At 63.5% G+C, this 23,819-nt stretch carries 23 protein-coding genes and 1 pseudogene; 22 read left to right on the top strand and 2 right to left on the bottom strand.

Annotation, left to right across the window (positions count from 1 at the left end; all coding sequences use genetic code 11):
* The first annotated feature begins 111 nt into the window (after positions 1-111).
* Both H9L41_RS23775 and H9L41_RS23770 read left to right on the top strand, forming a co-directional pair.
* Positions 112-570, top strand: a complete 459-nt coding sequence (locus tag H9L41_RS23775) for an SMI1/KNR4 family protein (protein ID WP_028447343.1) — start codon at positions 112-114, stop codon at positions 568-570.
* A 57-nt stretch (positions 571-627) separates the two neighbouring features.
* A complete protein-coding gene (locus H9L41_RS23770; RefSeq protein ID WP_187523618.1) occupies positions 628-1,155 on the top strand; it encodes a hypothetical protein in 528 nt (175 codons plus the stop codon).
* Here the strand turns inward: H9L41_RS23770 and H9L41_RS23765 are convergent.
* Positions 1,152-1,421: a helix-turn-helix domain-containing protein gene (locus tag H9L41_RS23765; protein WP_028447344.1), complete on the bottom strand. Its 270-nt coding sequence runs from the start codon at positions 1,419-1,421 to the stop codon at positions 1,152-1,154. The genes H9L41_RS23770 and H9L41_RS23765 overlap by 4 nt on opposite strands.
* A 182-nt stretch (positions 1,422-1,603) precedes the next feature.
* Between H9L41_RS23765 and pilL2 the strand changes: the two are divergent.
* The 11 genes and pseudogenes from pilL2 to H9L41_RS23710 form a co-directional block, all read left to right on the top strand.
* Positions 1,604-1,960 (top strand): annotated as a pseudogene (pilL2, locus tag H9L41_RS26455) (PFGI-1 class ICE element type IV pilus protein PilL2); the annotation flags it as partial.
* 199 nt (positions 1,961-2,159) lie between these two features.
* Complete coding sequence (locus tag H9L41_RS23755) at positions 2,160-2,816, top strand: hypothetical protein (protein WP_028447346.1); 657 nt, start codon at positions 2,160-2,162, stop codon at positions 2,814-2,816.
* Between the two features lie 9 nt (positions 2,817-2,825).
* On the top strand, positions 2,826-3,557 hold the full coding sequence (locus tag H9L41_RS23750) for a TIGR03759 family integrating conjugative element protein (protein ID WP_028447347.1): 732 nt from the start codon (positions 2,826-2,828) through the stop codon (positions 3,555-3,557).
* 142 nt (positions 3,558-3,699) lie between these two features.
* Positions 3,700-4,143 carry a lysozyme family protein gene (locus H9L41_RS23745; RefSeq protein ID WP_444542110.1) on the top strand — a complete coding sequence of 148 codons (444 nt, stop codon included), beginning with the start codon at positions 3,700-3,702 and terminating at the stop codon, positions 4,141-4,143.
* Positions 4,140-4,664: an integrating conjugative element protein gene (locus H9L41_RS23740; RefSeq protein ID WP_028447349.1), complete on the top strand. Its 525-nt coding sequence runs from the start codon at positions 4,140-4,142 to the stop codon at positions 4,662-4,664. Before H9L41_RS23745 ends, H9L41_RS23740 begins: the two co-directional genes overlap by 4 nt.
* 8 nt (positions 4,665-4,672) lie before the next feature.
* Positions 4,673-6,832: a type IV conjugative transfer system coupling protein TraD gene (gene traD / locus H9L41_RS23735; RefSeq protein ID WP_028447350.1), complete on the top strand. Its 2,160-nt coding sequence runs from the start codon at positions 4,673-4,675 to the stop codon at positions 6,830-6,832.
* Positions 6,829-7,578, top strand: a complete 750-nt coding sequence (locus H9L41_RS23730; protein ID WP_028447351.1) for a TIGR03747 family integrating conjugative element membrane protein — start codon at positions 6,829-6,831, stop codon at positions 7,576-7,578. The genes traD and H9L41_RS23730 overlap by 4 nt, the downstream gene beginning before the upstream one ends.
* Before the next feature lie 1,091 nt (positions 7,579-8,669).
* Positions 8,670-9,098 (top strand): ABC-three component system protein, encoded by a 429-nt coding sequence (locus tag H9L41_RS26370; RefSeq protein WP_373282081.1) that lies wholly within the window; start codon positions 8,670-8,672, stop codon positions 9,096-9,098.
* Positions 9,099-9,106: 8 nt separating this feature from the next.
* Positions 9,107-9,604 (top strand): ABC-three component system middle component 2, encoded by a 498-nt coding sequence (locus H9L41_RS23720; protein ID WP_034607719.1) that lies wholly within the window; start codon positions 9,107-9,109, stop codon positions 9,602-9,604.
* Entirely contained in the window at positions 9,601-11,436 is a 1,836-nt protein-coding gene (locus H9L41_RS23715) for an AAA family ATPase (protein WP_028447353.1), read from the top strand. The genes H9L41_RS23720 and H9L41_RS23715 overlap by 4 nt, the downstream gene beginning before the upstream one ends.
* A gap of 267 nt (positions 11,437-11,703) precedes the next feature.
* Complete coding sequence (locus tag H9L41_RS23710; RefSeq protein WP_028447354.1) at positions 11,704-15,462, top strand: hypothetical protein; 3,759 nt, start codon at positions 11,704-11,706, stop codon at positions 15,460-15,462.
* A 67-nt stretch (positions 15,463-15,529) separates the two neighbouring features.
* Here the strand turns inward: H9L41_RS23710 and H9L41_RS23705 are convergent, their stop codons facing one another.
* Positions 15,530-15,961 carry a hypothetical protein gene (locus tag H9L41_RS23705; protein ID WP_245589240.1) on the bottom strand — a complete coding sequence of 144 codons (432 nt, stop codon included), beginning with the start codon at positions 15,959-15,961 and terminating at the stop codon, positions 15,530-15,532.
* A gap of 134 nt (positions 15,962-16,095) precedes the next feature.
* Here H9L41_RS23705 and H9L41_RS23700 point away from each other — a divergent pair, with 134 nt between their 5' ends.
* From H9L41_RS23700 to H9L41_RS23660, 9 genes are read left to right on the top strand one after another with little or no spacing between them, the layout of a single operon-like run.
* Positions 16,096-16,455, top strand: a complete 360-nt coding sequence (locus tag H9L41_RS23700; protein WP_028447356.1) for an integrative conjugative element protein, RAQPRD family — start codon at positions 16,096-16,098, stop codon at positions 16,453-16,455.
* Positions 16,452-16,691 carry a TIGR03758 family integrating conjugative element protein gene (locus H9L41_RS23695; protein ID WP_028447357.1) on the top strand — a complete coding sequence of 80 codons (240 nt, stop codon included), beginning with the start codon at positions 16,452-16,454 and terminating at the stop codon, positions 16,689-16,691. Before H9L41_RS23700 ends, H9L41_RS23695 begins: the two co-directional genes overlap by 4 nt.
* Before the next feature lie 43 nt (positions 16,692-16,734).
* Positions 16,735-17,070 carry a TIGR03745 family integrating conjugative element membrane protein gene (locus tag H9L41_RS23690; protein ID WP_444542012.1) on the top strand — a complete coding sequence of 112 codons (336 nt, stop codon included), beginning with the start codon at positions 16,735-16,737 and terminating at the stop codon, positions 17,068-17,070.
* A gap of 9 nt (positions 17,071-17,079) precedes the next feature.
* A complete protein-coding gene (locus H9L41_RS23685) occupies positions 17,080-17,490 on the top strand; it encodes a TIGR03750 family conjugal transfer protein (RefSeq protein WP_028447359.1) in 411 nt (136 codons plus the stop codon).
* Positions 17,487-18,167 carry a PFL_4703 family integrating conjugative element protein gene (locus H9L41_RS23680; protein WP_028447360.1) on the top strand — a complete coding sequence of 227 codons (681 nt, stop codon included), beginning with the start codon at positions 17,487-17,489 and terminating at the stop codon, positions 18,165-18,167. Before H9L41_RS23685 ends, H9L41_RS23680 begins: the two co-directional genes overlap by 4 nt.
* Complete coding sequence (locus H9L41_RS23675; protein ID WP_028447361.1) at positions 18,164-19,084, top strand: TIGR03749 family integrating conjugative element protein; 921 nt, start codon at positions 18,164-18,166, stop codon at positions 19,082-19,084. The genes H9L41_RS23680 and H9L41_RS23675 overlap by 4 nt, the downstream gene beginning before the upstream one ends.
* Entirely contained in the window at positions 19,074-20,522 is a 1,449-nt protein-coding gene (locus H9L41_RS23670; protein WP_028447362.1) for a TIGR03752 family integrating conjugative element protein, read from the top strand. The genes H9L41_RS23675 and H9L41_RS23670 overlap by 11 nt, the downstream gene beginning before the upstream one ends.
* Positions 20,503-20,937 (top strand): TIGR03751 family conjugal transfer lipoprotein, encoded by a 435-nt coding sequence (locus H9L41_RS23665; RefSeq protein ID WP_028447363.1) that lies wholly within the window; start codon positions 20,503-20,505, stop codon positions 20,935-20,937. The genes H9L41_RS23670 and H9L41_RS23665 overlap by 20 nt, the downstream gene beginning before the upstream one ends.
* Positions 20,937-23,816, top strand: coding sequence for a conjugative transfer ATPase (locus H9L41_RS23660; RefSeq protein ID WP_028447364.1), 2,880 nt, complete (start codon positions 20,937-20,939; stop codon positions 23,814-23,816). Before H9L41_RS23665 ends, H9L41_RS23660 begins: the two co-directional genes overlap by 1 nt.
* Positions 23,817-23,819: the final 3 nt, after the last annotated feature.

Genomic DNA, 23,819 nt, shown 5'->3' with positions numbered 1-23,819 from the left:
CGACGCCCAGCGGAGAGCTGGGCGTCGTTGCATGGAGACATTCCTCGATATTTCTCGTGCGCGTGGTCGGCTTTTCGCCGGATACGTCCCGGCCACGTTGGAAAGCTGCTGATGAATGTCGACATTGGTTCACTTGCAAAGATCATCCTCGCGGCCAGACGGCGGAAGCTGTTCCGGAGCGCACCCATTTTTGATGCGCATGCTGTCGTTTCGCCGGACGAATTACGGTACCTAGACAGCAAGGTCGGGACAGCGCTCCCTGCGGCGCTACGCGATTGGCTGCTCGCGGTCGGATACGGCGATATCGACGACGAGCTGAGCTTCCGAGAGGCATGGTTTGCTGCCCTTGAGACTGGGCCATTGCAAGGCAGCGCCACTTTCGCGCAGGACACTCTTGGCAACTTCTATGCATTCGACGCGGCGGGGCGCATCTATTTCCTGGCTCGGTCCGAGCCTGCGTTCACGGTCGTGGCCGAGAACTTCTCAGTGTTTGTCGAGGAACTCATTCGTCGCGACTACAAGCTAGGCGAATGGATGGATGCTGTGAAGATGGAGACCTATGCGCGGTGAGGCAAACATCGGCATGTCAGGTGCAAGTGCAGCATCATCGGGTAGGCCATGCCACCGTTGACCGAACTGCTGGGCAAGTTGCTCGGGCGTAGCCGCGGTCTGTCCGGTCTGGAACTGCGCGTGCTGGATGCCGTACGCGCGCTGCTGCCTGCGCCACAGGCCTGTCAGTGGGACGAACAGGTGCGGACCATCAACAAGGTCCAACGTCTGCCCGACGGGGTGGAAGTCGATTTCTATCGGATGAAGCAGGGGCGACCGAGCTTCGACGAGGCGTTGGCATTCCCGAACCGCGAGGGCGAATTGCTCCTCGCGATCGTTAGCATCGTGCTCGATCAGGCACCGTGGCCTTCCGAGCTCGCGGCGCGTGTGTGGTGCACCAGGGGTTCCTGTTCTCCATCGAGTACGACGGCAGCAGCAAGTACGTCGACGAGGCCCTGGACATGGATCCGCCCCCGCCACTGCGGATCGACTGCCGGCTCGTCGGTGATCTTGCCGCCGCTCGCTGAGCAGACCCTTCCGGTCGTTGGAGCGATGCCCGGCGAGCCGCTGGGCGTCGTCGCGTCTTCGCTCAGTTTCGCGGCCTAGGACTTTCGCGCGCGCTTGACCGGCTTCTCGCTGCGATGCAGAAACTCGGCGAATGTTGCCTGTGGATCGATGCCGACGTATCGGCAGTAATCGATGAACTCGACGACGTCGATGCGCCGGGAACCCCGTTCGAGATGGCTCAGCGTGGACTGCGGCCAGCCGAACGCATCTGCAAGGGTGCCCTGCGTGATGCCTGTCCGCTCGCGGGCTTCGCGCAGCAAATCGACCAGGACGCGGTATTCCTCGCGGTAGATGGACTTGGGCATGGGCCGTGGCACTTGAACGGCCCCACACGCTATTCGCGCATTCCGATATTCGGAAAATGCCAAAACATGAAATGTCTGCCAGCCTGTGCCGGCACCCGCGCCCATGCCCATCCGGCGTGTCGACCTGAAACGGGTCGTGGAACGTGCCGGATTCCCGCGTTTCCACGCTGCTGATTTCTGAAATGTTGACGGCATCGCTTCCAAAGAGGTGCCGCATGCCACCGTTCCAACGTTTCAGCCTTCTCCTCGCGATCGATGCATTGCTGCCCGGTTGCGCAACCCAACCGATCGCGCCGCCGGACCCGCCGCCGCTTGCAGCGCACACGGCCGCTCCCTCGGCGCCTGATACGCCGGTGCCCGTGGTGCGTCAGGGGCGCTACACCCTGGTCGAGATGGTCCCGGCGCAAGACCAGCGTGATCTGCTGCAGCAAGTCGTGACGATCTCGATCCCTGCCGCGATCGACGCCAACGTCGGCGATGCGCTGCGCCATGTCCTGCTCCGCACCGGATACCGGCTCTGCGACTCCCAGGATATGTCGGCGCTGCATGACCTTCCCCTACCGGCCGCGCACTTGGACCTAGGCCCTTGCCGCTTCGAGGCATCCTGCTGGTCCTGGCCGGGCCGGCCTGGGAGCTGTCGGTCGATGACGTGGCACGGTACGTCTGCTTCAGCAGGCGCGCCGCGCCGAACGCCGTCGCCGCGCCTGCCGCTGACCCTTCGACCAAAGGAGCGGAACCATGACGGATTTCCGCATCGCTTCGGAGACGGACCGGCGTGCCCGCCTGATGCAACGGGTAGCGATGGCTGTCGTGCTCGTCATCGGTGCGATCACGGCGGTGAACAGCATCAAACTCTCGCGCCTGGCCGATCAGGCACAGGCCGATCCTTACGCGGCGCAGTTCAACGCGCTGTCTGCCCGCGTCGCCGCGCTCGAACGGCAGGTCGACGGCATGGCGCGACAGCCCGTGGGCGTGAAGCAAGTCGACTTCGAGCTTGATCGGCAAGCGCTCGAAGCCCGGCTTACCGCGATCGAGCGAGCACGCGAAGGCGTCGCCCAGGCTGCCGATGTGCAGGTGCTGCAAGCCCGGCTGGATCGAGCCGAGGCGCAGCTGGTCAAGGCGCAACAGCGGTCGCGGCTCACCGCGACAACGCGGCGTCGCGTCGCCACGACGGAAGCGCCGGCCACGCCTGTTCCCCCGTTCCGGGTCATAGGGCTGCAGCAACGGGCGGGAACGCGCTTCCTCTCGATCCTTCCGCAGGGCGCAGCCGCGCTCGCGCACGCTCGCCTGCTGCACGAAGGCGACCACGAAGGCGCGTGGCATCTGCAGTCGATCGGAGCGAACGCCGCGGTGTTCCGCGTGGCCGGCCAGATCCTGCGCGTGGCGATGCCGTAGGAGCCGGTGATGACGCGTTTTCAGGTCAGCCTGTGCATCATTGCCGTCCTTGCCGCTGCCGCTCTCACCGCTTCCGCGCAGCCCGTGTCGACGGCCGACGCCCGTACGGCGAACAGTCAGGCGCAGGCGAGCATCAACGCCGCGCTCGATGCGAGCCAGGCGCGCGATTGGGGCCTGCGCGCCGAGGAATGGACGCGCTACCGGCAAGTGATGCGGGGACCGCTCGGCATCTACTCGCCGAATCTCGATCCGCTGACCGCGCTCGGCATTGAGGCTCGCAGCGACGAGGAACGCAGGCGCTACGCCGAGTTGCAGGTGCGCATCGAGGCGCAGCGTGTCGAGAAGCTGCTGACCTACCAGCGCGCCTACGATGCAGCCTGGCAGCGCCTGTTTCCCGGCCAACGGCGCGTGAACATGCCGGACGCCAAGGCGCCGATTGCCGGCAACACAGGCTCCGGACGCTTGGCCGTGTTCGTGAAAGCCGACTGTGCGCCCTGCACGCAGCGCGTGCGGCAGCTACAGGCCACCGGTACCGCATTCGACCTCTACCTGGTCGGGAGCCGCCAGGACGATGCGCAAATCCGGCAATGGGCGGCACACGCAGGTGTCGACCCGGCCAAGGTGCGCGCCCGGGCGATCACACTCAATCACGACGCCGGGCGCTGGCTGTCGCTCGGCCTGCCCGGCGAGCTGCCGGCCGTGGTGCGCGAAGTGAATGGGCAATGGCAGCGGCAGCAATGACCGAGCGCGCGACCGCGTGGGCAGTCCCCTATGCGCGTCGTGCTGGCGCTCTGCTGCTTGCAGCGGCGCTGTGCGCACATGCGCAGGAGGCGCCGCCCCGGCCTACCAACTCGCGGCGCGCCAAGCGGGCGTGCCGTCGCCAGTGCTGTATGCGGTCGCACTGCAGGAGAGCGGCATCCAGCGGCGCGGCCGGCTCGCGCCGTGGCCGTGGACCCTCAACGTCGCCGGTATGCCGCGACGCTATGCCACCCGTGCCGAAGCGTGCCGTGAGCTACAGCAGGCGCTCGGCCGCACCAGTGCGACCCGGATCGACGTCGGCCTCGGCCAGGTCAATCTCGGCTATCAGGCGCACCGCTATTCGCATCCCTGCGAACTGCTCGACCCCTACCGCAATCTCGCCACCGCCGCCGAAATCCTCCACGAGCAATACACGCCTGGCGAGGACTGGCTGCTCGCCATCGGTCGCTATCACCGACCCGCGGGCGGCACGCCCGCTGCGCGCTATCGGCGCAGCGTGCATCGGCATCTGACCCGTGTGCTCGGTCCCGCTTCATCCCCATCGATCCAACAGGTGGCTCCGCCATGAACCGCACCGTCCTACTCGCCGTCCTGGGGCTGCTGCAGCTTTCGCCTGCCGCAGCACACACCCATCCGCCGCTGATCGTCGTGGACGACCGTGGCGGCGTGTCCGCGATGCCTTACTACGAGGCACTCAATCCGCAGGCCGAACCGGCCGCGCCGTCGTCGACGCAGCCGCGCATCGGGAATGCAGCCGATGCCGAGGCAGCCATGCTGCCGGTGCGCTCGGCACGCCTCTCGCCAGGGGCCGAACCTCGCCGCGCGATCCGTGCGCCTGGGCTGACGCCGCTGTTCCTGATCGGCGACGACGACCGCTCCCGTGCCTGGCTGCAGCGCCGGCAGGCAGCGCTGCGCGACGCGAACGCGGTCGGGCTGGTGGTGAATGTCGCCACAGCGGATGCACTGTCCTCGCTGCGGCTGCTCGCGCCCGGCCTGGTGCTCTCGCCCGTGTCGGGTGACGACCTCGCTCAAAGGCTGGGCATTCGCCACTATCCGGTGCTGATTACGGCCTCCGGCATCGAGCCGTAGGCGATGCGATGACGCAGTCGCATGCGGTCGAGGTGCTGCTGCGCCCCGCGGTCGAGCTATACAGCCTGGCGGTGTGCGCGGGCGCTGTCGTGCTATGCCTCGCGGCGCCGTGGTCGCTCGCGCTCGATCCACTGCTCGGCCGTTGCTCGGCCGCCGCGTTCGCGGCATTCGGCGCGCTGCGCCTGCGCGATGCCCTCGCGATCCTGCGCTACCGGCGAAACATCCGACGTCTACCACGCTACGTGATGACGAGCCGCGACGTGCCGGTGAGCCAGCACCGCTTGTTCATCGGTCGCGGCTTTCGTTGGGAGCAGCGGCATACCCACCGGCTGATGCAGACCTATCGACCCGAATTCCGGCGCTTCGTCGAGCCGACGGCGGTCTACCGGATCGCGCGGCGACTGGAGGAACGGCTGGAGTTCGCACCGGCGCCATTGCCGAAGATGGCGCGCGCGCTGGCGTGGGACAGCCCGCTCAATCCGGCGCGGCCGTTGCCGCCAGTTGGTGGACTACCGCGGCTGCACGGTATCGAGCCGCACGAGATCGACGTCACGTTGCCACTGGGCGAGCGTGTTGGACACACGCTGGTGCTGGGCACGACCCGCTGCGGCAAGACGCGACTGGCCGAGCTGTTCATCACCCAGGACATCCGCCGCAAGGTCAATGGCCAGCACGAGGTCGTGATCGTCTTCGACCCGAAGGGCGATGCCGACCTGTTGAAGCGCATGTACGTGGAGGCCGAGCGCGCTGGCCGTGGCGGCGAGTTCTATGTCTTCCACCTCGGCTGGCCAGACATCAGCGCGCGCTACAACGCCGTGGGCCGGTTCGGCCGCATCTCCGAGGTCGCGACGCGCATCGCCGGCCAGCTCTCCAGCGAAGGCAACAGCGCCGCCTTCAAGGAATTCGCCTGGCGATTCGTGAACATCATCGCGCGCGCCCTGGTCGAGCTGGGACAGCGGCCGGACTACCTGCTGATCCAGCGCCACGTCATCAACATCGACGCGCTATTCATCGAATACGCGCAGCGCTACTTCGCACAGCACGACCCGAAGGCCTGGGAAGTCATCGTCCAGCTCGAGGCGAAGCTCAACGAAAAGAACACGCCGCGCAACATGATCGGGCGCGAGAAACGCGTGGTCGCGCTCGACCAGTACCTGTCGCAGGTGCGCGTCTATGACCCAGTGCTCGATGGCTTGCGTAGCGCGGTGAGGTACGACCGGACGTATTTCGACAAGATCGTCGCTTCGTTGCTGCCGCTGTTGGAGAAGCTCACCACCGGCAAGATCGCACAGCTGCTCGCGCCGAACTATTCGGATCTGGCCGACCCGAGGCCGATCTTCGACTGGATGCAAATCATCCGGAAGCGCGCGATCGTCTATGTCGGGCTGGATGCACTGTCCGACGCCGAGGTGAGCGCGGCGGTCGGCAATTCGATGTTCGCAGACCTCGTGTCCGTAGCTGGTCACATCTACAAGTTCGGCATCGACGACGGGCTGCCCGGCGCGGCGAGCGGCGCGAAGGTGTCGATCAATGTGCATGCCGACGAGTTCAACGAGTTGATGGGGGATGAATTCGTGCCGCTCGTCAATAAGGGCGGTGGGGCCGGCGTGCAAGTGACGGCTTACACGCAGACCCTCAGCGACATCGAGGCGCGCATCGGCAATCGCGCCAAGGCCGGCCAGGTGGTCGGCAACTTCAACAACCTGTTCATGCTGCGCGTGCGCGAAACCGCGACGGCAGAACTGCTCACGCGCCAACTGCCGAAGGTAGACGTGTACGCCACCAGCGTAATGAGCGGCGCCACCGACAGCTCGGACCCACGCGGCAACACGGCCTTCACCTCCAGTACGCAGGACCGCGTCACCAGTACGAGCGTGCCGCTGATCGAACCTGCGCATGTGGTCGCGCTGCCGAAGGGCCAATGCTTCGCGTTGCTTGAGGGCGGCAATCTCTGGAAGGTCCGCATGCCGCTTCCGGCGCCCGACCCCGATGAAGTGATGCCGAAGGATCTGCAGGAGCTGGCCGGCTACATGCGGCGGCACTACGTTGAAGCTGGCGACTGGTGGGAAAGCACAGGACTGCCGGGGTTGCGCGACGATGCGCTGCCCGCCGAGCTGCTGGACGATTTCAAGCAGATGGCCGCTGTTGAAGAGCGGATTGCGGCATGAGCGATCCGGCGGCCGCGGCGCAACGTCAGCAGCAGCAACAGCAGGGCCTGATCGCCGGATTGGTCACGCTGCCAATCCGCTTCGTCGGTGTGCTGTGCGGGTCGCTGCTGCTGTGCATCGTGATTGAATGCATGGGTATGCACTTCTTCTGGCCCGAGCAGGGCTGGCGGCATGCACAAGGCATGCTTCACGACGAGCTGGAACAGCTCTCGACGCACTTCACCCGCAGCGCGCTCGTGCAAGAACCTGGACGTACGGCGCATCGCCTGGTCGAACACGGGTACGACTGGCTGTTCATCAAGAGCGGGCTGCTGGACTGGATTCGCGACGCTGCGGCGCAGGCCCGCGTCGGCGGCGATCGGACGACGAAGGATTTCCGCTACTACACGGGCGTGGTCTACGCGCACGTGGAGAGCTACCTGATCGCGTCCGCCTACACGGTGCTCGTCTTCCTCGTGCGGCTGCTGGTGCTGTGCCTCACGCTGCCGCTCTTCCTGCTGGCCACATTCGTCGGCCTGGTCGACGGTTTGGTGCGCCGAGATATTCGCCGGTTTGGTGCAGGTCGTGAATCGGGCTTCATCTATCACCGTGCCAGGGGCTGCATGCTTCCGCTGCTGACACTGCCCTGGGTGACGTACTTGGCCTTGCCCGTGAGCGTTCATCCGCTACTCGTAGCGCTCCCCTGTGCAACCTTGCTGGGGCTGTCCGTCGCTATCGCTGCGGCGACTTTCAAGAAATATCTATGAGCGAGAGCCCGTGTCTCCGAGGAAGGCGCCACACCGTGAACTTAGGTCGCACACTTGCAGCCACCTTAGTCCTGCGTGCAGAGCAAAGCACATCTCGAGCTTGGAGTCTGCGGGTGGTCGTCGGTGTTCGAAGAACGGGGCGGCATGCTGGCCGAAGATCATTCTTCGCTCCGTGACGGGCTATCCTCCTGCTTAGGCGAACAAGTCGCGTCGACTGACGTGCAGCCGCTTATCTACTTTGCTTGAGTTAGATTGCAGGTACTGGTCTGTGTTGATCGCTGTTCCGGCTTGAGCTGATCGGTGCGCTGGTGTTGACTACGTCCGCTTCCGACCCGAAGCAGCCATTCAAAGACGTCAGAATGGTTTACCTTCGCTCACAACAACGAGAGTTCGAGCCTGTCTCTAAGTTGGCAACCGAAAGTTCTCCCGATGAAAAAAACGGTCCCGCCGCCCGTTCCGATTCCACAGCCTCCTGAGCCGCCGCCCGGCTTGGCCGCGGACGTCGTAGCGTCCGGGCAGCCTGTCCATCCCGAGGACCGCATCAAGCTGTTCAGCGATAGGCAGTGGGAGGTGTTCATCCAAGAGTGGGTGGACTCGCTGCGCGACGATTACGACTTGGTCGAACGTTGCGGTGGGGCAGGCGACATGGGTCGCGACGTCATTGCGATGGTAAAGGGTGGGAGCGGCGTGTGGGACAACTACCAATGCAAGCACTATGGCGACTCACTGAAGCCCAGCGACATCTGGGTCGAACTGGGAAAACTTGCGTACTACACGAAGCGTGGCGACTACGAGCGCCCGCGCCGTTACTACTTCATCGCCCCAAAGGGCGTGGGTACGAAGCTATCGAACCTTCTGAGGAAGCCGGAGGAGCTCAAGAGCGAACTCCTGAAGCAGTGGGACGCCCACTGCAGGGAGGGCATCACCACCACCGAGAAGGTCGAATGCGACGCCGCGATGAAGGCCCACATCGAGAGCCTCGACTTTTCGATCTTCCAGGCGACGCCGGTTCTTCGCATCATTGAGGGACACGCCAAGACGCGCTGGCACGCGGCAAGGTTTGGGGAGGACTTCCCCAGCGCCCTGACCCGATGGCTCCGCCAAGCCTGCCCGCCGACAACGAGGCCATATTCGTCGGAGAACTTCGGCGCGCGTACGCGCAGCATCTCAAACAGGACGTCAAGGATCTTGATGCGGGGCTCGCGGCTCACGCGAGTCTCCGCGAGCACTTCCATGATGCCCGTGTCGAGTTTTACAGCGCTGAAGGGCTGCGAACCTTCTCGCGCGACACGCTGCCGCCAGGCGAGTTCGAGAAACTACAAGATGAGATTCACTCCGGCATCAAGGACGATGTGCGCGGCGAGTACGACGATGGCTACCGCTGCGTCCTCGCGGTGGTGAAGACGGCCCGAGCGCTGCAGCTCACGAGCAACCCACTCACCACGCGCATCCATACCCGTGATCGGGGCGGCATCTGCCACCAGCTCGCGAATGATGGAAAGGTTCGGTGGGTCAAGTGACAGCCGAGATGTCCACCTACTTTGTCTCGCCGTTCAACGGGCCTGTCGAGATCGGCCTGCGTGCGCTCTGCGTGCTGACCACCGCGTTCCCTGCTGCGTACGCGCTCCAGCGGCTGGTTGTCTTCGACTACCTACTCGTTCACTCCGACGATATCGACGGCGGCCCAGAGGGAATGCATCCAAGAACCCCGCATCGTGGCGGTGAGATCCTCGTTCGACGCGGCGTGATTCAAGATGGCCTCACGCTCTACGAGAGCCGTGGCCTCATTGAGCGCGTCTACAAGGACGGCGGTATCTTTTTCGCGGCGACCGACAAGTCGGCCGACTTCCTAGGCACGCTCAGCACTGAGTATGTCACCGGCCTGCGGGAGCGCGCCGATTGGGTCGTGGAAAACTTCGATGCCCTCGACGACGCGGATCTCGACATGCTGGTTCGTGAGCGGATCGGTACGTGGGGCGCCGAGTTCTCGATGGAGTCCGTACTTTGGACCGAGGAGGCGACATGAAGTTTGGCTTCGCACTTCTGCGTCTCTCGCTTACTGGACCGGGGAAGGCACCCGCTGAGGTCAATTTTGCGCGTGGCCTGAACGTCATCGCGGGGCCTTCAGACTCCGGCAAGAGCTTCATTGCGCAGTGCCTGGACTACGCGCTTGGTAGTGGTGCCGCGCCAAAGGAGATCCCCGAAGCGGAGGGCTACAGCTCCATCGTCATCGACATCGAGGCCAACGGTGACGGGCGCGTCTACTCGCTGGAGAGAAGCCTGCGTGGCGGCGAAGTACTCTGCAAGACCGACGGGCAGCCAGATCGCGTACTAGCGGCGAAGCACCATCAGGGCAAAGAGGATACCGTCTCACAGTTTCTCCTCGATCTGTCGGGGCTGGGCACGAAGAAGATCCGAACCAACGAACAGGGCAAGACGCGCCCGCTCAGTTTTCGCGACATCGCTCGGCTCGTCATCATCGACGAAGAGACAATCATCAAGGAGGACTCACCGGTTCTCAGCGGGCAGTTCACGTCGAAGACAATTGAGAGCGGCGTGTTTCGCCTCTTGCTTACGGGCACCGACGACTCTTCTCTCATCGCGAAGGAAGATCCGAAAGTCGCGAAGGGACGCCAGGCTGGCAAGGTCGAGCTACTCGATGGCCTGCTGAAGGCGACGCGGGAGCGACTCGCCGAGCTTGGCGTGGTGAGCACGCTCGCCGAAGAGCAAGACCGCCTGACCCGAATCGAGGCTTCGATTCAGGCGGCCCTCTTCGAACGAAGCGCCGCACAGGCAATCGTAGTGCCGCTCCAGACGAAGCGCAGCGCCGCATGGACGGCATTGACGGCAGCCGAGTCCAAGTTCGTAGTCCTGTCGGAGTTGCGTACCCGGTTCGACTTGCTAGGGCAACAGTACGAGTCCGACCTGCGACGGTTGGAAGCGATCGCTGAGGCTGGTGCTCGGCTAGATCAGCTTAAGGAGGAGCGGTGCCCAATGTGTGGCGCGCTCGCCGAATATCAACACCACGAGCATCGCAAGGCGGGCCCCGCACCGGCGGATGTGTCTCAAGCTTGCAGGGCGGAGGCAGCCAAGACCTGGAAGTTGCTACAGGACCTTCAGACGACGCGAGCCGCCAACGCAGCCGAAGTCGAGCGGCTTCAAGCGGTTCGGGACACTCGCCAGACCGAGTTCGACGCGATCGCGTCAGCACTGAAAGGTTTGATGGAACGGCACGTCGACGTTGCCTCGAAGAAGGTCGATGAGCTTCGTGCTTACGCGGAGACGTGTCGCAAGATGATCGAGCACCTCGAACGAATTCAGGAGCTTGAGGCGCTCCTGGAAGATGCCAACAAGCTGAAAAAGAAGCAGAAGACCGAGGTGGCCGGAGCAGCGGTGAGCGCAGCGCAAGCCGATCCGTTTAGCAGGGAGGTCGAGGCGCTCCTGAGGGCGTGGCACTTCCCCGATCTCGACCGTGTCTCGTTCAGCGAGAACGACCAAGATGTCGTGATCTCCGGTCGCGCCCGCAAGAGCCATGGCAAGGGCGTGCGGGCAATCACGCGGGCGGCGTTCAATCTCGCGCTCCTTCGCCTCTGCATCGAAGACGAGCGTCCGTTCCCGAACTTCGTCCTGATCGACTCTCCGCTGCTTGTTTACGAGGAGCCAGACGCTAGCGAGTCGTCGTTTCCGCACGATATCAAGAAGCACTTCTGGGAGAGCGTGAAGTCGTCTTTCGTCGACGCGCAGGTCATCATCATCGAGAACAGCCACCAGCTTCCGGGCGACGGAACGCTCGATGGAGTGAGGGTCGAGCTGTTCACCGGCAACGAACAAGGACGTATGGGTTTTATCCCTACGTAGGTGTCCGGTCCAGGACGAACATCTCTGTAGAGGCGTGCCGATCTTTTGTATCAGGGATGTAATCTTCCGAGCTTCGGGACCAACCGCTCCTGTCCGAAAGCGGACCTGACGTCTGATCAGCACCACCGCCCTTGTGAGCCATCTCCGGAGCTGGTGATCAACTTAACCGGAGTCTGCAGTAGATCTACAGGCAGAACAGGGAACAGCCACGCCAGCTTTGATTTCTAGCGCCTGCCAGCGCGGCGCACCAATTGGTGAGGGGACAACATGCAGTGGATCGATGAAACGAACCTTGAGGCGTGGGCCAGCCGACTGAATGCCCGCGAGATGGTGATGGCCATGTTGGCGGACTTGATTCGCCTGACCATCGATGATGCGAAACGATTTCGCTTTCCGAGTGGAGAGGTTGGCCAGTTGCGCGGTTGGGATGGCGATCTGGAAACAGATGAGGCTAGGGGGTTCGTTCCAGAGGGAAAGTCCAAATGGGAGTTCGGTACCGGCCCCGGCGCTCGGAAGGCAACCGCTGATTACAACAAGCGAACCGATCAGACTTCTTCTGTCGAAATGGCCGAGAACACACTGGTCTTGGTCAATCTTAGGCGTTGGGACACGCCGGCCAAGAAGCTCCCGGAGTGGGAGGATGATCGTCGCAATGAAGGGAAGTGGAAGGACGTTCGGTACATCGACGCCGTGTCACTGGTCCAATGGCTGAAGGACTATCCGGCAATTGCCGCTCGCTACGCCCGGAATGTCCTCGGGTTATCACCTAAGGAGGGCGCGCTTAGCACTGACGAATACTGGGACGAATTTAGCACGCAGTTTAAGCCGCAGCTGAGTGAGAAACTTGTCATTGCTGATCGACAGCAAGAGGCTGATGCGTTGATTGCCAAGCTTCTCGGAACGGCGGACTCCTTCATGCTCGGCGCCGAAACGTCAGAAGAGGTCATAGCCTTCACGGTTGCAGCAATACGGAGCGCGGAGTCTTCCATTCGCCAATCTTTGGAGTCCAGAACGCTGATCGTCCGCACCGAGGCGGCGGCTCGCTTCCTGGCAATGCGCACGAAGATGGTATTCATCACTACGGGCGCCGCTGAATCATTGGCAGGAGTGCTCGGAAAAAATTGTCCCACGCTGTCGGCCGCGACAGGCGCACATGCCAAACGTGGACCGATGTTAAAGCGCCCAACAGCCTCGGGCATGGTGGCCGGATTTGTTGAAATGGGGCTTGATCACGGCGTGGGCTACGAGCTGGCACATCGGTGCGGGCGAAGCCTGACCATTTTGAAACGACTCATCAAAAACGCCCCCGTCGCCAACCCTGCTTGGGTAAGTCAGGCAAGCGCGTTGAAGCCAGCGCTTCTCGCGGGTGGGTGGTCAAGCGATCTTGTGGCCGATTGTGATGTTTTGAAAGAACTCGGTGGCTACTCCACCTACGGCGCCCTTGAAGGCATTCTTATGCCGACGCTCGGCATGCCAGATCGCCCGATCGACAAGGAAGCTGACGTCTGGCAGGTGCGCGCACCTGTGGACGCCTTCTACTTCTACGGTCATCAGCTCACCGACGACGATTTATCCCGGTTACGGGATGCCATCGTCAAGGTCTTCGGCAAGCAGCCAGAACAGCCATCCCGAGACCAGAAATTTAACCCGGCTAAGGCCGCGCCACAGGACTACAGCCGATGGCTACGTGATGGGCTGGCGCTAACACTGCTCATTATCGCGTCGATGCATAAAGTTGCGGACTTGCATGTCAGGGGCAAGTCTCCACAGCAATATGTCGACGAAGTAATCAATGCATTGCCGGAGTGGGGCAAATCCCACCACTCAATTTTGCGCCTAAGCGATCAGACTGCACTGCTCGCGGAGGCTGCACCTAACCCTTTTTTGAAGGCCCTCGAGTCTATGCTCGAGGGCGCCCCTGAGCAAGTTGCACAGATTTTCGAGTCGGAGCGGGATCACATTTTTGGTCCGTCGAGCCCGCATGTGCACTTTCTTTGGGCGTTGGAGACGATTGCCTGGGATCCGCGATATCTGAACCGTGCAGCTATGGCCTTGGCCAAGCTTGGCGAACTGGATCCGGAACCGGATTCTAATCACGTCAATCGGCCAATCAATAGCCTACGCGAAATATTGCTGAGCTGGTCGCCCAATACGTATGCCCCGCAGCCTCAACGCATCGCATGCCTTGATGCCATCTTGGTTGCATGCCCTGACGTTGGATGGCAGTTGCTCAAAAAACTTCTGCCCTCCCACATGGACTCATCATCCTCCACGCAGCATCCTAAGCTGCGTGATTTAGCGCCAGAGAAGTCCGAGGAAATCACTTTCGGCCTGGTATGGGATTTTGAAACCGCAGTCGTCGAACGCGCACTTGTTAGGGCCGGAGACGACCAGAACCGCCTTGGCGTCTTCGTCGAAAAGGTAGGGCTGCTGCAGCCGCAAAACCGCGCAAAGGTACTCGCTCGCATCGACGGCTATCTAACCGCTCACCAAACATGTGAAGGCAACTTAATTTGGCATGCGCTCAAAGATGAATTGGCTCGCAACGAGTATTTTGGCGACTCAGACTGGGCGTTGAGCGACGACGAGCTGGCCGCGATGAAGGACGTGGTCGAACGACATCGACCGACCGACCCCCTCGCGTCCGAACGTTATGTGTTCGATGAGTGGACGCCGCATATCGGCGAGTACGACAGCGATGGCGAAGGTCTCGGTGATGCCACTGACCTGCGCAAGGAAGTCCTTCAGCGTGTGCTGCAACGAGACGGCGTCGCAGGCATCTTGAAACTCGCGAGAATGGTCAAATTGCCTGAGCTTCTCGGCCAGGCGTTGAGCCAGATTTCCTTCTCTTTGAATGAGATGTTCGAGCTGATGCAGGGCGCACTGGATCCTACTGCACCACCCAGCCTTTCGTATTATGTCTCAGCAGTCGGTTTCGAAAAATTCGGCGAACAATGGAAGGAGGTTTTTCAGGATCGCATCCTATCCCAAGTCGAAAACAACACCGCGAAGGCCAAGCTCTTGCTCGGGTGGCCGTCTACTCGCTCGACCTGGACCTATGTAGAGGGTCTCGGCAGTGAGGTGCGCGACGAGTATTGGCACCATGTAGGTTTGTTGCCGCTTGAAGGTTCGATTGACGATCTCATATTCGCGATCAACCAGTTCCAAAGCGTGGCGCGGGACATCGATGTCTTGGGCTTGCTGCGCAAGCGGAGCGTTGAGCTACCGTCGAGCCTATTAGTGGACTTGCTCATCAACGGCGCTCGCCAAGTAGACGACGGCATCGAGCGCCTCGGCAACATGCTTTCCTACTGTATCGTACTAGCACTGAAGGAACTGCGAACTCGCCACGATATTGAGAAGGTGCAGGTCGCAAGTTTGGAATATGCCTACTTGCCACTTCTGCGTCGTGAGGGCGAACCGCTGACCATATATAGCCTGTTGGCCTCACACCCTGAAATGTTTGTCGAGGTACTATCCCACGTTTTCAGGGGAGATAACGAGCCGGATGATCGAGTCCTGACTGATGAGATGAAGGTGCGTGCAAATATCTCATACGGCTTGTTATCGGCGTTCAAGGATGTACCCGGCCAATGCGATGAAAAGATCGACGCGAGTGCACTGTCCAATTGGGTAATCCAAGTGCGCCTCCTAGCCAGCGCGAAAGGCCTTGGAGCCATTGGAGACCAGCGTATTGGCTTTATTCTGGCTAATGCGCCTCAAAATCCCGATGAACTGTTCTGGCCACCATCAGCAGTTTGCCAAGTTATCGATGCGATGGCTTCAGAGCATATCGAACGCGGGTTCGCAATCGAGTGTTTCAACAGGCGGGGCGTCTACAGCAAAGGCATCAACGAAGGGGGCCGGCAAGAGCGCGAGTTCGCAACACGCTATAAGGCCTGGGCAGATGCGACTGTGTTGATGTACCCCCGAACTTCGGAAATGCTGTCGAACATCTCCGATAGTTGGACCCGCAGCGCGGACCAAGAAGATGTTCGGGCTGAGCAGAATAAGATGAGAACGTAGTCGCGCAACATGCGTCGCTCATTCCCGATAGCCGCACTGCTGCACCCTGGCACGGAATGTATGCCTCCTATGCAGTCTTGAAGCGTTGCAGCAGCGTCGAACACGCTGCCGCCGCCTTAAGCCTCGCTGTCTTCATTTCGAAGCGCACGAGCTGAACCAGTTCAGTGTGTCCAGCCTCGGCTTTTTCCCAAATAAAGTAGCGCCGCATAGTACCAAGGTCGCCTTCGCCTGCGATGGAGGTCATTGTCTCAAGCAACAGCGGATCTCCCACTCCAACGTGGTTGTGATCGATGCTCAAGAACATCGTCGAAATCACGACATCATCAATCTGTGTTTTGGCAACGACGCGATCGGCAACACGAAACCACTCGACCCACTCCCTGGTGCTCTCGCAAAGCGCTGCACGCCGATCGATCAGCTTGTAGAACACGCCCTGCACCTCAGCGATAGCGAGGTGACGGCGCCGCTCATCCGCGCAATTGAGCAGGCGAAACGCCATCAGTCTCGCGTGTTCTGCAGCTAGATACCACTGCGCGCTTCATCAATGCGGGACGCCGCTGAATCCTATTCATTGCGGCGTGCAGTGACGCGTCTCCCCAGCATCGAGTCATTCGCTTCAACGGGAATGACACGATGCAACTGCACCGCAGCCATGCTTTCACATGCTGTCGCATCGCGGCCGCATCGCTGCTCATGTGGTTCGCTGGGCTGCACCCAAGCTACGCAGCCGATGACGCGTTGGAGCGCGAGCGGCTTGCTGCGATCACTCGCCAGCTCGATCTGATCGATCGGCTGGTCGAGCAGGCAGCAACGACCGCGCCGCGCGCACACGTCCGCTATTACTTCGACTACGACCGCCTGCGCGCAGACCTGACGCTCGTCCGCGTCGGGATTCAAAACCAACTCGCGCCGCAGCGCGCTCAGCCACGCGATCCCGCTTCAATCACCGGCGACTACACACGCGTTGACGCGAAGGCCGAGGCCCCGCGATGAGGCCGACCGCCGACCAACTCGCGGCTTTCCAGGCCACCAGCGGCTTTTCATCTGCTGCCGTTTCCACCGCCGTTCTCGGCTTCGTTTTCGCCGTGCTCCTGCTGTGGGGCGCGTGGGCGATGCGCGCCGCCTACGTCGGCTGGGCCGAGCACCGCATCACCCAGCGTCAGTTCCTCAGTGTCGTCGTCCGCTTCGTCGCGATGTACCTGGTGCTGACTTTCTTCCTGCTGTCCTGACGAAAGGCCATCCGCCATGCATAAGCCCTCGAACGCGCGTCGCATGCCGTCGCGCATCGCGCTGCTGATTCCGCTCCTCGCGAGCATGCCGCTGCCGGCGCTGTCGGCCGGCCTGCCCACTGCAGAAGACCCGTCGCGCGGCCAGGGCAACGGGATTCTTCAGACCATCCAGAATTACGGCTACGACATCGTGATGCTCGTCGCGCTGCTCGTGGTTTCGTCGATGTTCGTCGGTGTCGCGTATCACGCCTATACCCGCTACTCGGAGATCCATACCGGCCGCGCCACCTGGGGCCAGTTCGGCCTGACCGTCGCGGTCGGCGCTCTCTTGCTGGTCGTGGGCATCTGGATGCTGACCAAGGCCACGGGCGTGCTGTAGGAGCGACCGATGGCCGCTTCCTTCGAGAATCAGCGCGACGCGCTGGTGACGTTCTTGCCGCACAGGCTGAACCGCCAGCCCGTGGTCGTACGCGGCCTGACCGCCGACGAGTTGTGGATCTGCGCAGGCCTGTCGGCCGCGGCTGGACTCGTGTTCGGTCTGCCGTTGGCCTGGCTCACCAGCAGCGTGGCCATGGTACCCACCTCGGTCGTCGCCGGCATCGCGCTCGGCGTCTTCGTCGGCGGTGGTTTCCTCCGCCGGCAGAAGCGCGGTCGGCCCGATACCTGGCTGTACCGGCATCTGCAATGGCGGCTGGCCCTGCGCTATCCGCCGCTGGCCGCGCGCCTCGGCGGCCGTGGCTTGATTACGCGCTCCGGCTACTGGACCACGCGGCGCACCTCCGCGCGGAGGACCGCATGAGCCGCTTCAAGAACGAAGTCGCGCACCTGCAGGCGCACGTCAAGACGTTGCGCATGGCCGCAGGTGCGCTGTTCGTGATCGCGTTGCTGCTCGGCGCCGGTTGGTGGAGCGCGCCGAAGCAGCTCACCGTCCATGTGCCGCCGGACCTGCGTTCTGGCAGCACGCGCAAGTGGTGGGACGTGCCGCCCGAAAGCGTCTACGCCTTCACGATCTACATCTGGCAGCAGCTCCAACGCTGGCCCACCAATGGCGAAGACGACTACCCGCGCAATCTGCAGGCGCTTTCGGCCTACCTGACGCCCGCATGCCAAGCGTTCCTGCAGCAGGACTTCATGCGTCGGCGCAACAGCGGCGAACTGCGTCAGCGCGTGCGCGGTGTCTACGAGATCCCCGGCCGCGGCTACGGCGACGATCCGGCCGCGCGCGTCCAGGTCGTAACAGATCGCGACTGGATCGTGAAGCTCGACCTCAGCGCCGACGAGTATTACGGCTCCGAACAGGTCAAGCGCGCGCTCGTGCGCTACGCGATCAAGGTCGTTCGACAAGACGTCGATCCGGAGCGCAATCCCTTCGGCCTCGCGCTGGACTGCTATGCGAGTCCGCCGCTGCGCATCGAGGCTGCGCCGATGCCCGCTGCGCGCAGTACCTCTGCCGATACTGCTGGAGAAACCCCATGAAGCGTATGGCTTTGCCGGCTCTTGTCGGCATCGTGCTGATCCTTTGTATCGCGCCGGCTCACGCAGTGGAAATCCTGCGCTGGGAGCGCCTGCCGTTGGCGGTGCCGCTGATGGTCGGCCAGGAACGTGTGGTCTTCATCGAGCGCAATGTGCGTATCGGTGTGCCGGCGGAGCTGGGCGATCAGCTCCGCGTGCAGAGCGCGGCCGGCGCGATCTACCTGCTGGCGAATGCGCCTGTCCCACCAACACGGCTGCAACTGCAGGACGTCGAGACCGGCGCACTGGTTCTGCTGGACATCGCGGCGACGTCGGCGAAGGCAGGCCAGCCGCCGCTTGAGCCGATCCGCATCGTGTTCGCCGATGCGTTGCCCCAAAGTCGCAACACCGCGGCCGCTCGCGATATCGATGCGTCAGCGGGTATGCCGGATGCCGAGCAGCGCACGTCGGACGCACCGGGCGCAACGCCGATTCCGATCGTGCTGACGCGCTACGCCGCGCAGAACCTCTATGCGCCGCTGCGCACCGTCGAGCCGGTGGCAGGAATCGGGCGTGTGAATCTGCAGCGCGAGCTCGATCTCGAAAGTCTTCTGCCGACGCTGCCGGTGCGCGCACGGGCGTTGGCCGCGTGGCGTCTCGAAGACCAGTGGGTGACGGCGATCCGGCTGAGCAACACGTCGTCGCGCTGGATCGAGCTCGATCCGCGGGTGTTGCAGGGCGATTTCCTCACCGCGACGTTCCAGCATCCGGACCTCGGCCCCGTCGGCGACTCCACCGACACCACGATGCTGTACCTGGTCACACGCGGCCACGGCTTGGCCGAGTCGCTGCTGCCGGCACTGAGCCGCTTCGACGCTGCCATGAACCTGCCGCCAGCCGCTGCGGCTGGCCAAGTCGAAGGAGCGCGTGATGAAAAGTAATCCGCTGCTCAAATGGCTGCTGATCCCGATGGTGCTGATGCTGGTCTTCGTCGGCCTCAAGCTGTTTTCCGGCAATTCGGCGCGCACTGCGGCATCCGCGCCGGCCGCAACGCCGCTCACACCCGACGAGATGAAAGCCCTCGGCATCGAAGGTGATACGCCGAACGACACCGTGGCCACGCTCGTGGCCCAGGTGAAGCAGCTGCGCGGCGAACTGAAGACCGCGCTCGACGACAACGCCCAGCAGGAAGCCGAGACCCAGCGCCTGCGCGAGCGCGAGACTGCGGTCGACCAACGCATCCAGGCCGCATTGGAAGGCGAGCGCGAGCGCTTGCAGCAGGAGCGCGAACAGGTTTCGGGTGAGCGGGAGCAAACGGAGGGGCTGCTGCAGGATCTGCAGCGTCGTCTGGACGGGCTCTCAAGTAAGAGCGGACAAGGCGCCGATCTACCGATCGGCCTCGGCCTGGAGGAGGGCGACGGGAAGGACTTCGGCCGCAGCGGCGCCGTCGGCGGCATGCGCTGGGTCGAACCGGACGACATGCGCTCCGACGCATCGCGCACCAGCGGCAGCGTGCCGTCGGCCTTCCCAACGAGCTTCGGGCCTGCACAGCAAAACCTGGCGGCCGCCGCGGAATCGGTTACCGATGCCGGCAGTCGCGTCGTCGGCGCCTTGTCCAAGCCCGTCTACACGGTGCCCGCGAATTCGACGCTGATGGGCTCGATCGCGATGACCGCGCTGATCGGCCGCGTGCCGATCGACGGGACCGTCAACGATCCCTATCCGTTCAAGGTGCTGATCGGCCCGGACAACCTGACGGCGAATGGCATCGACCTGCCCGACGTGGCCGGCGCCGTAGTCAGTGGCACCGCGTCGGGCGATTGGACGCTGTCGTGTGTGCGTGGACAGATCCGCTCGGTCACCTTCGTATTCGCCGACGGCACGATCCGCACCGTGCCGGAGGCGCGTGGCAACGCGAACGGAGGCGATAACCAGAGCGATGCCAGCGGTGCCGGCATCCGCGGCGGCCTCGGTTGGATCAGCGATCCCCACGGCGTGCCGTGCGTGAGCGGCGAGCGTCGCAGCAATGCTCAGCAATACCTCGGCACCCAGGCGCTCATCACCGCGGCCGGCGCTGGCGCGGCGTCGCTGATCCAGTCCGACAACGGCAGCGTCGCCGTCGTCGGCAACGGCAGCGGCGCGCTCGGCACCGTCGGCATCAGCGGCAACGAAGCCGTGGGGCGCGTCCTGGCCAGCGGCGTGAGCGACATGGCCGACTGGGTCAACAAGCTCTACGGGCAGGCGTTCGCGGCGATCTACGTTCCGCCTGGCGCTCGCGTGGCCGTGCATCTGGAGCAGGCCCTGAACATCGACTACGACGCCCACGGGCGCCGGGTTCAACATCGCACTGGAGCACCCTATGCCTCGGATCTGGATTAAGGCGGTCGCCGCGCTGACGGCGATGGCTATGCTGGGCGGCTGCGCAACCAGCAAGGAGCAACTGCTGCCTCACGGCGAACGCACCATGCTCGACGTCTGGCAGCAGGAGACGGGCGGCGGTGCAAACGGCGGGCTCGCCGCCCGGCAGTTGCTCGATGCGCGCCAGGCTCTGCGCCGGCCGCTGACCGAAAGCAATGCGCGGTTGGACGCTGCGGGCCTGAGGTCGTACACGCGCACCGCACGCACCGAGATCGCGCGGCAGTTCCACCGACTGCCGAACCCCGACCTCGTGATGTACGTGTTCCCGCACCTGACCGGTACCGAACAGGTACCGGTGCCGGGCTACAGCACCGTTTTCCCGTTCTACCCGCGCGTCCAGTACGCGATGCCGGGCGAGCGGCTGGAGGACTACTGATGGCCTGGTCGATTCCCTGGCGGAAGGCGACGGCAACGCTGCCGCCCGGTGACGACGACGCCTCCGATGCCTGGCAGCAGCACGCGGCGCAACTCGCGGCCCACGGCATCGCCGAGCCGGGGCAAGCACTGGATCACGGCAGGCGTCCGGCCACGCAGGCCGACAACGCCGCGCTCTACGAAGTCGCACCATCGTTCGCCGATCGGTTGCCCTGGGTCGAATACCTGCCCGGCCCGAAGTGCATGCTGCTGGACGACGGCCAGTCGGTCGCGGCGTTCTTCGAGCTGGTGCCGATCGGCACCGAAGGTCGCGAGATGACGTGGCTGTGGCAAGCCCGCGATGCGCTCGAACACGCACTGCAGGATGCCTTCGACGAACTCGACGACAACCCGTGGGTGGTCCAGCTCTACGCGCAGGACGAAGCAGCCTGGGACGACTACCTGCGGTCGCTGACGGACTACCTGCAGCCGCGTGCACGCGACAGCGCATTCAGTGCGTTCTACCTGCGCTTCTTCGCGCACCATCTGCGCGCCATCGCCAAGCCTGGCGGCTTGTTCGAGGACACGACCGTGACGCGCCTGCCGTGGCGCGGCCAGGTCCGGCGCGTGCGCATGGTGGTCTATCGCCGCGTGTCCAGCGCTGCCGCATCGCGGCGCGGCCAATCGCCCGAGCAGGCGCTGGCGGTGGTCTGTGACCGTCTCATCGGCGGGCTGGCGAATGCCGGCGTCAAGGCGCAGCGCCTGGCCGCCGCCGACATTCACGCCTGGCTGCTGCGCTGGTTCAACCCGCACCCGACCATGCTCGGTTCCACCGTCGAGGATCGCGAACGGTTCTATGCGCTGACGCGCTATCCCGATGAATGCGAGGAAGGCGAAATCGAACTCGCCAGCGGCGATTTCGCGCAACGGCTGTTCTTCTCGCAACCGCACTCGGATGCCGCCAGTGGCGTGTGGCGCTTCGATGGCATGCCGCACCGCGTAATGGTGATGGATCGCCTGCGCATGCCACCAACGACTGGGCACTTGACCGGCGAAACGCGCAAGGGCGGCGACGCCTGCAATGCGCTGTTCGACCAGATCCCCGAAGACACGGCGATGTGTCTGACGCTCGTTGCCACGCCGCAGGATGTGCTGGAGGCACGCCTCAATCACCTCGCCAAGAAGGCGGTCGGTGAAACGCTGGCCTCCGAGCAGACGCGCGAGGATGTGCAGGAAGCGCGCAGCCTGATCGGCAGTGCACACAAGCTGTACCGCGGCGCGCTGGCGTTCTACCTGCGTGGTCGCGACATGGCCCAGCTCGACGCGCGCGGACTGCAGCTTGCGAACGTCATGCTCGCCGCGGGCCTGCAGCCGGTACGCGAAGACGACGAGGTCGCACCGCTCAACAGCTACCTGCGTTGGTTGCCCTGCGTCTTCGATCCGGCCGCCGACACGCGCCAGTGGTACAGCCAGCTGATGTTCGTCCAGCACGCGGCCAATCTGGCGCCCGTGTGGGGCCGCAGCGCCGGCACGGGCCATCCCGGCATCACCTTCTTCAATCGCGGCGGCGGCACGATCACCTTCGATCCCCTGAATCGGCTGGACCGTCAGATGAACGCGCACCTGTTCCTGTTCGGTCCGACCGGCTCGGGCAAGAGCGCGACGCTCAACAACATCCTCAACCAGGTCACCGCGATCTATCGGCCGCGACTGTTCGTCGTCGAAGCAGGCAACAGCTTCGGCTTGTTCGGCGACTTCGCCGCGCGGCTTGGCCTGAGCGTGCATCGCGTCCGGCTCGCGCCCGGCTCGGGCGTGCGGCTGGCACCGTTCGCCGATGCGTGGCGCCTGGTCGACACGCCTAGCCAGGTGCAAACGCTCGACGCCGATGCGCTCGACGAGGATCGCGTCGATGCAGCTGCGGCTGTGGGTGGTGACGAGCAGCGCGATGTGCTCGGCGAACTGGAGATCACCGCGAGGTTGATGATTACTGGCGGCGAGGACAAGGAGGAAGCGCGCATGACGCGCGCCGACCGCAGCCTGATCCGCCAGTGCATCCTCGATGCGGCACAGCGCTGCGTGGCGGCGCAGCGCACCGTGCTGACCCGCGACGTGCGCGACGCGCTGCGTGATCGCGGCCGCGATTCGACGTTGCCGGAAGCGCGGCGCACGCGACTGCTGGAGATGGCGGACGCGATGGATATGTTCTGCCAGGGCGTCGACGGCGAGATGTTCGACAGGCCCGGCACGCCGTGGCCCGAGGCCGACATCACCATCGTCGACCTCGCGACCTTTGCGCGCGAGGGCTACAACGCGCAGCTCTCGATCGCGTACATCAGCCTCATCAACACGGTGAACAACATCGCCGAGCGCGACCAGTTCCTCGGCAGGCCGATCATCAACGTCACCGACGAGGGGCACGTCATCACGAAGAATCCGCTGCTCGCGCCCTACGTGGTGAAGATCACCAAGATGTGGCGCAAGCTCGGCGCGTGGTTCTGGCTGGCGACGCAGAACCTCGACGACCTGCCGAAGGCGGCAGAACCCATGCTCAACATGATCGAGTGGTGGATTTGCCTTTCGATGCCTCCCGATGAAGTCGAGAAGATCGCCCGCTTCCGCGAACTCACGTCGGCACAGAAGGCGCTGATGTTGTCGGCGCGTAAGGAGGCCGGCAAGTACACCGAAGGCGTGATCCTGTCGAAGTCGATGGAAGTGCTGTTCCGTGCCGTGCCGCCGAGCTTGTACTTGGCGATGGCGATGACGGAGCCCGAGGAGAAGGCCGAGCGCTTCCAGCTGATGCAGCAGCATGGCATCAGCGAGTTGGACGCAGCGTTCCACGTCGCAGCGAAGATTGATCGCGCTCGCGGCATCGAGCCGCTGCCCTTTGATGCGCTGGGCTGAGGA

It is taken from the genome of Chitinimonas koreensis (assembly GCF_014353015.1).
GTDB lineage: Bacteria > Pseudomonadota > Gammaproteobacteria > Burkholderiales > Chitinimonadaceae > Chitinimonas > Chitinimonas koreensis.
Note: the sequence above shows the minus strand (reverse complement) of the source record. Positions and strands in the feature narration are given on the sequence as shown.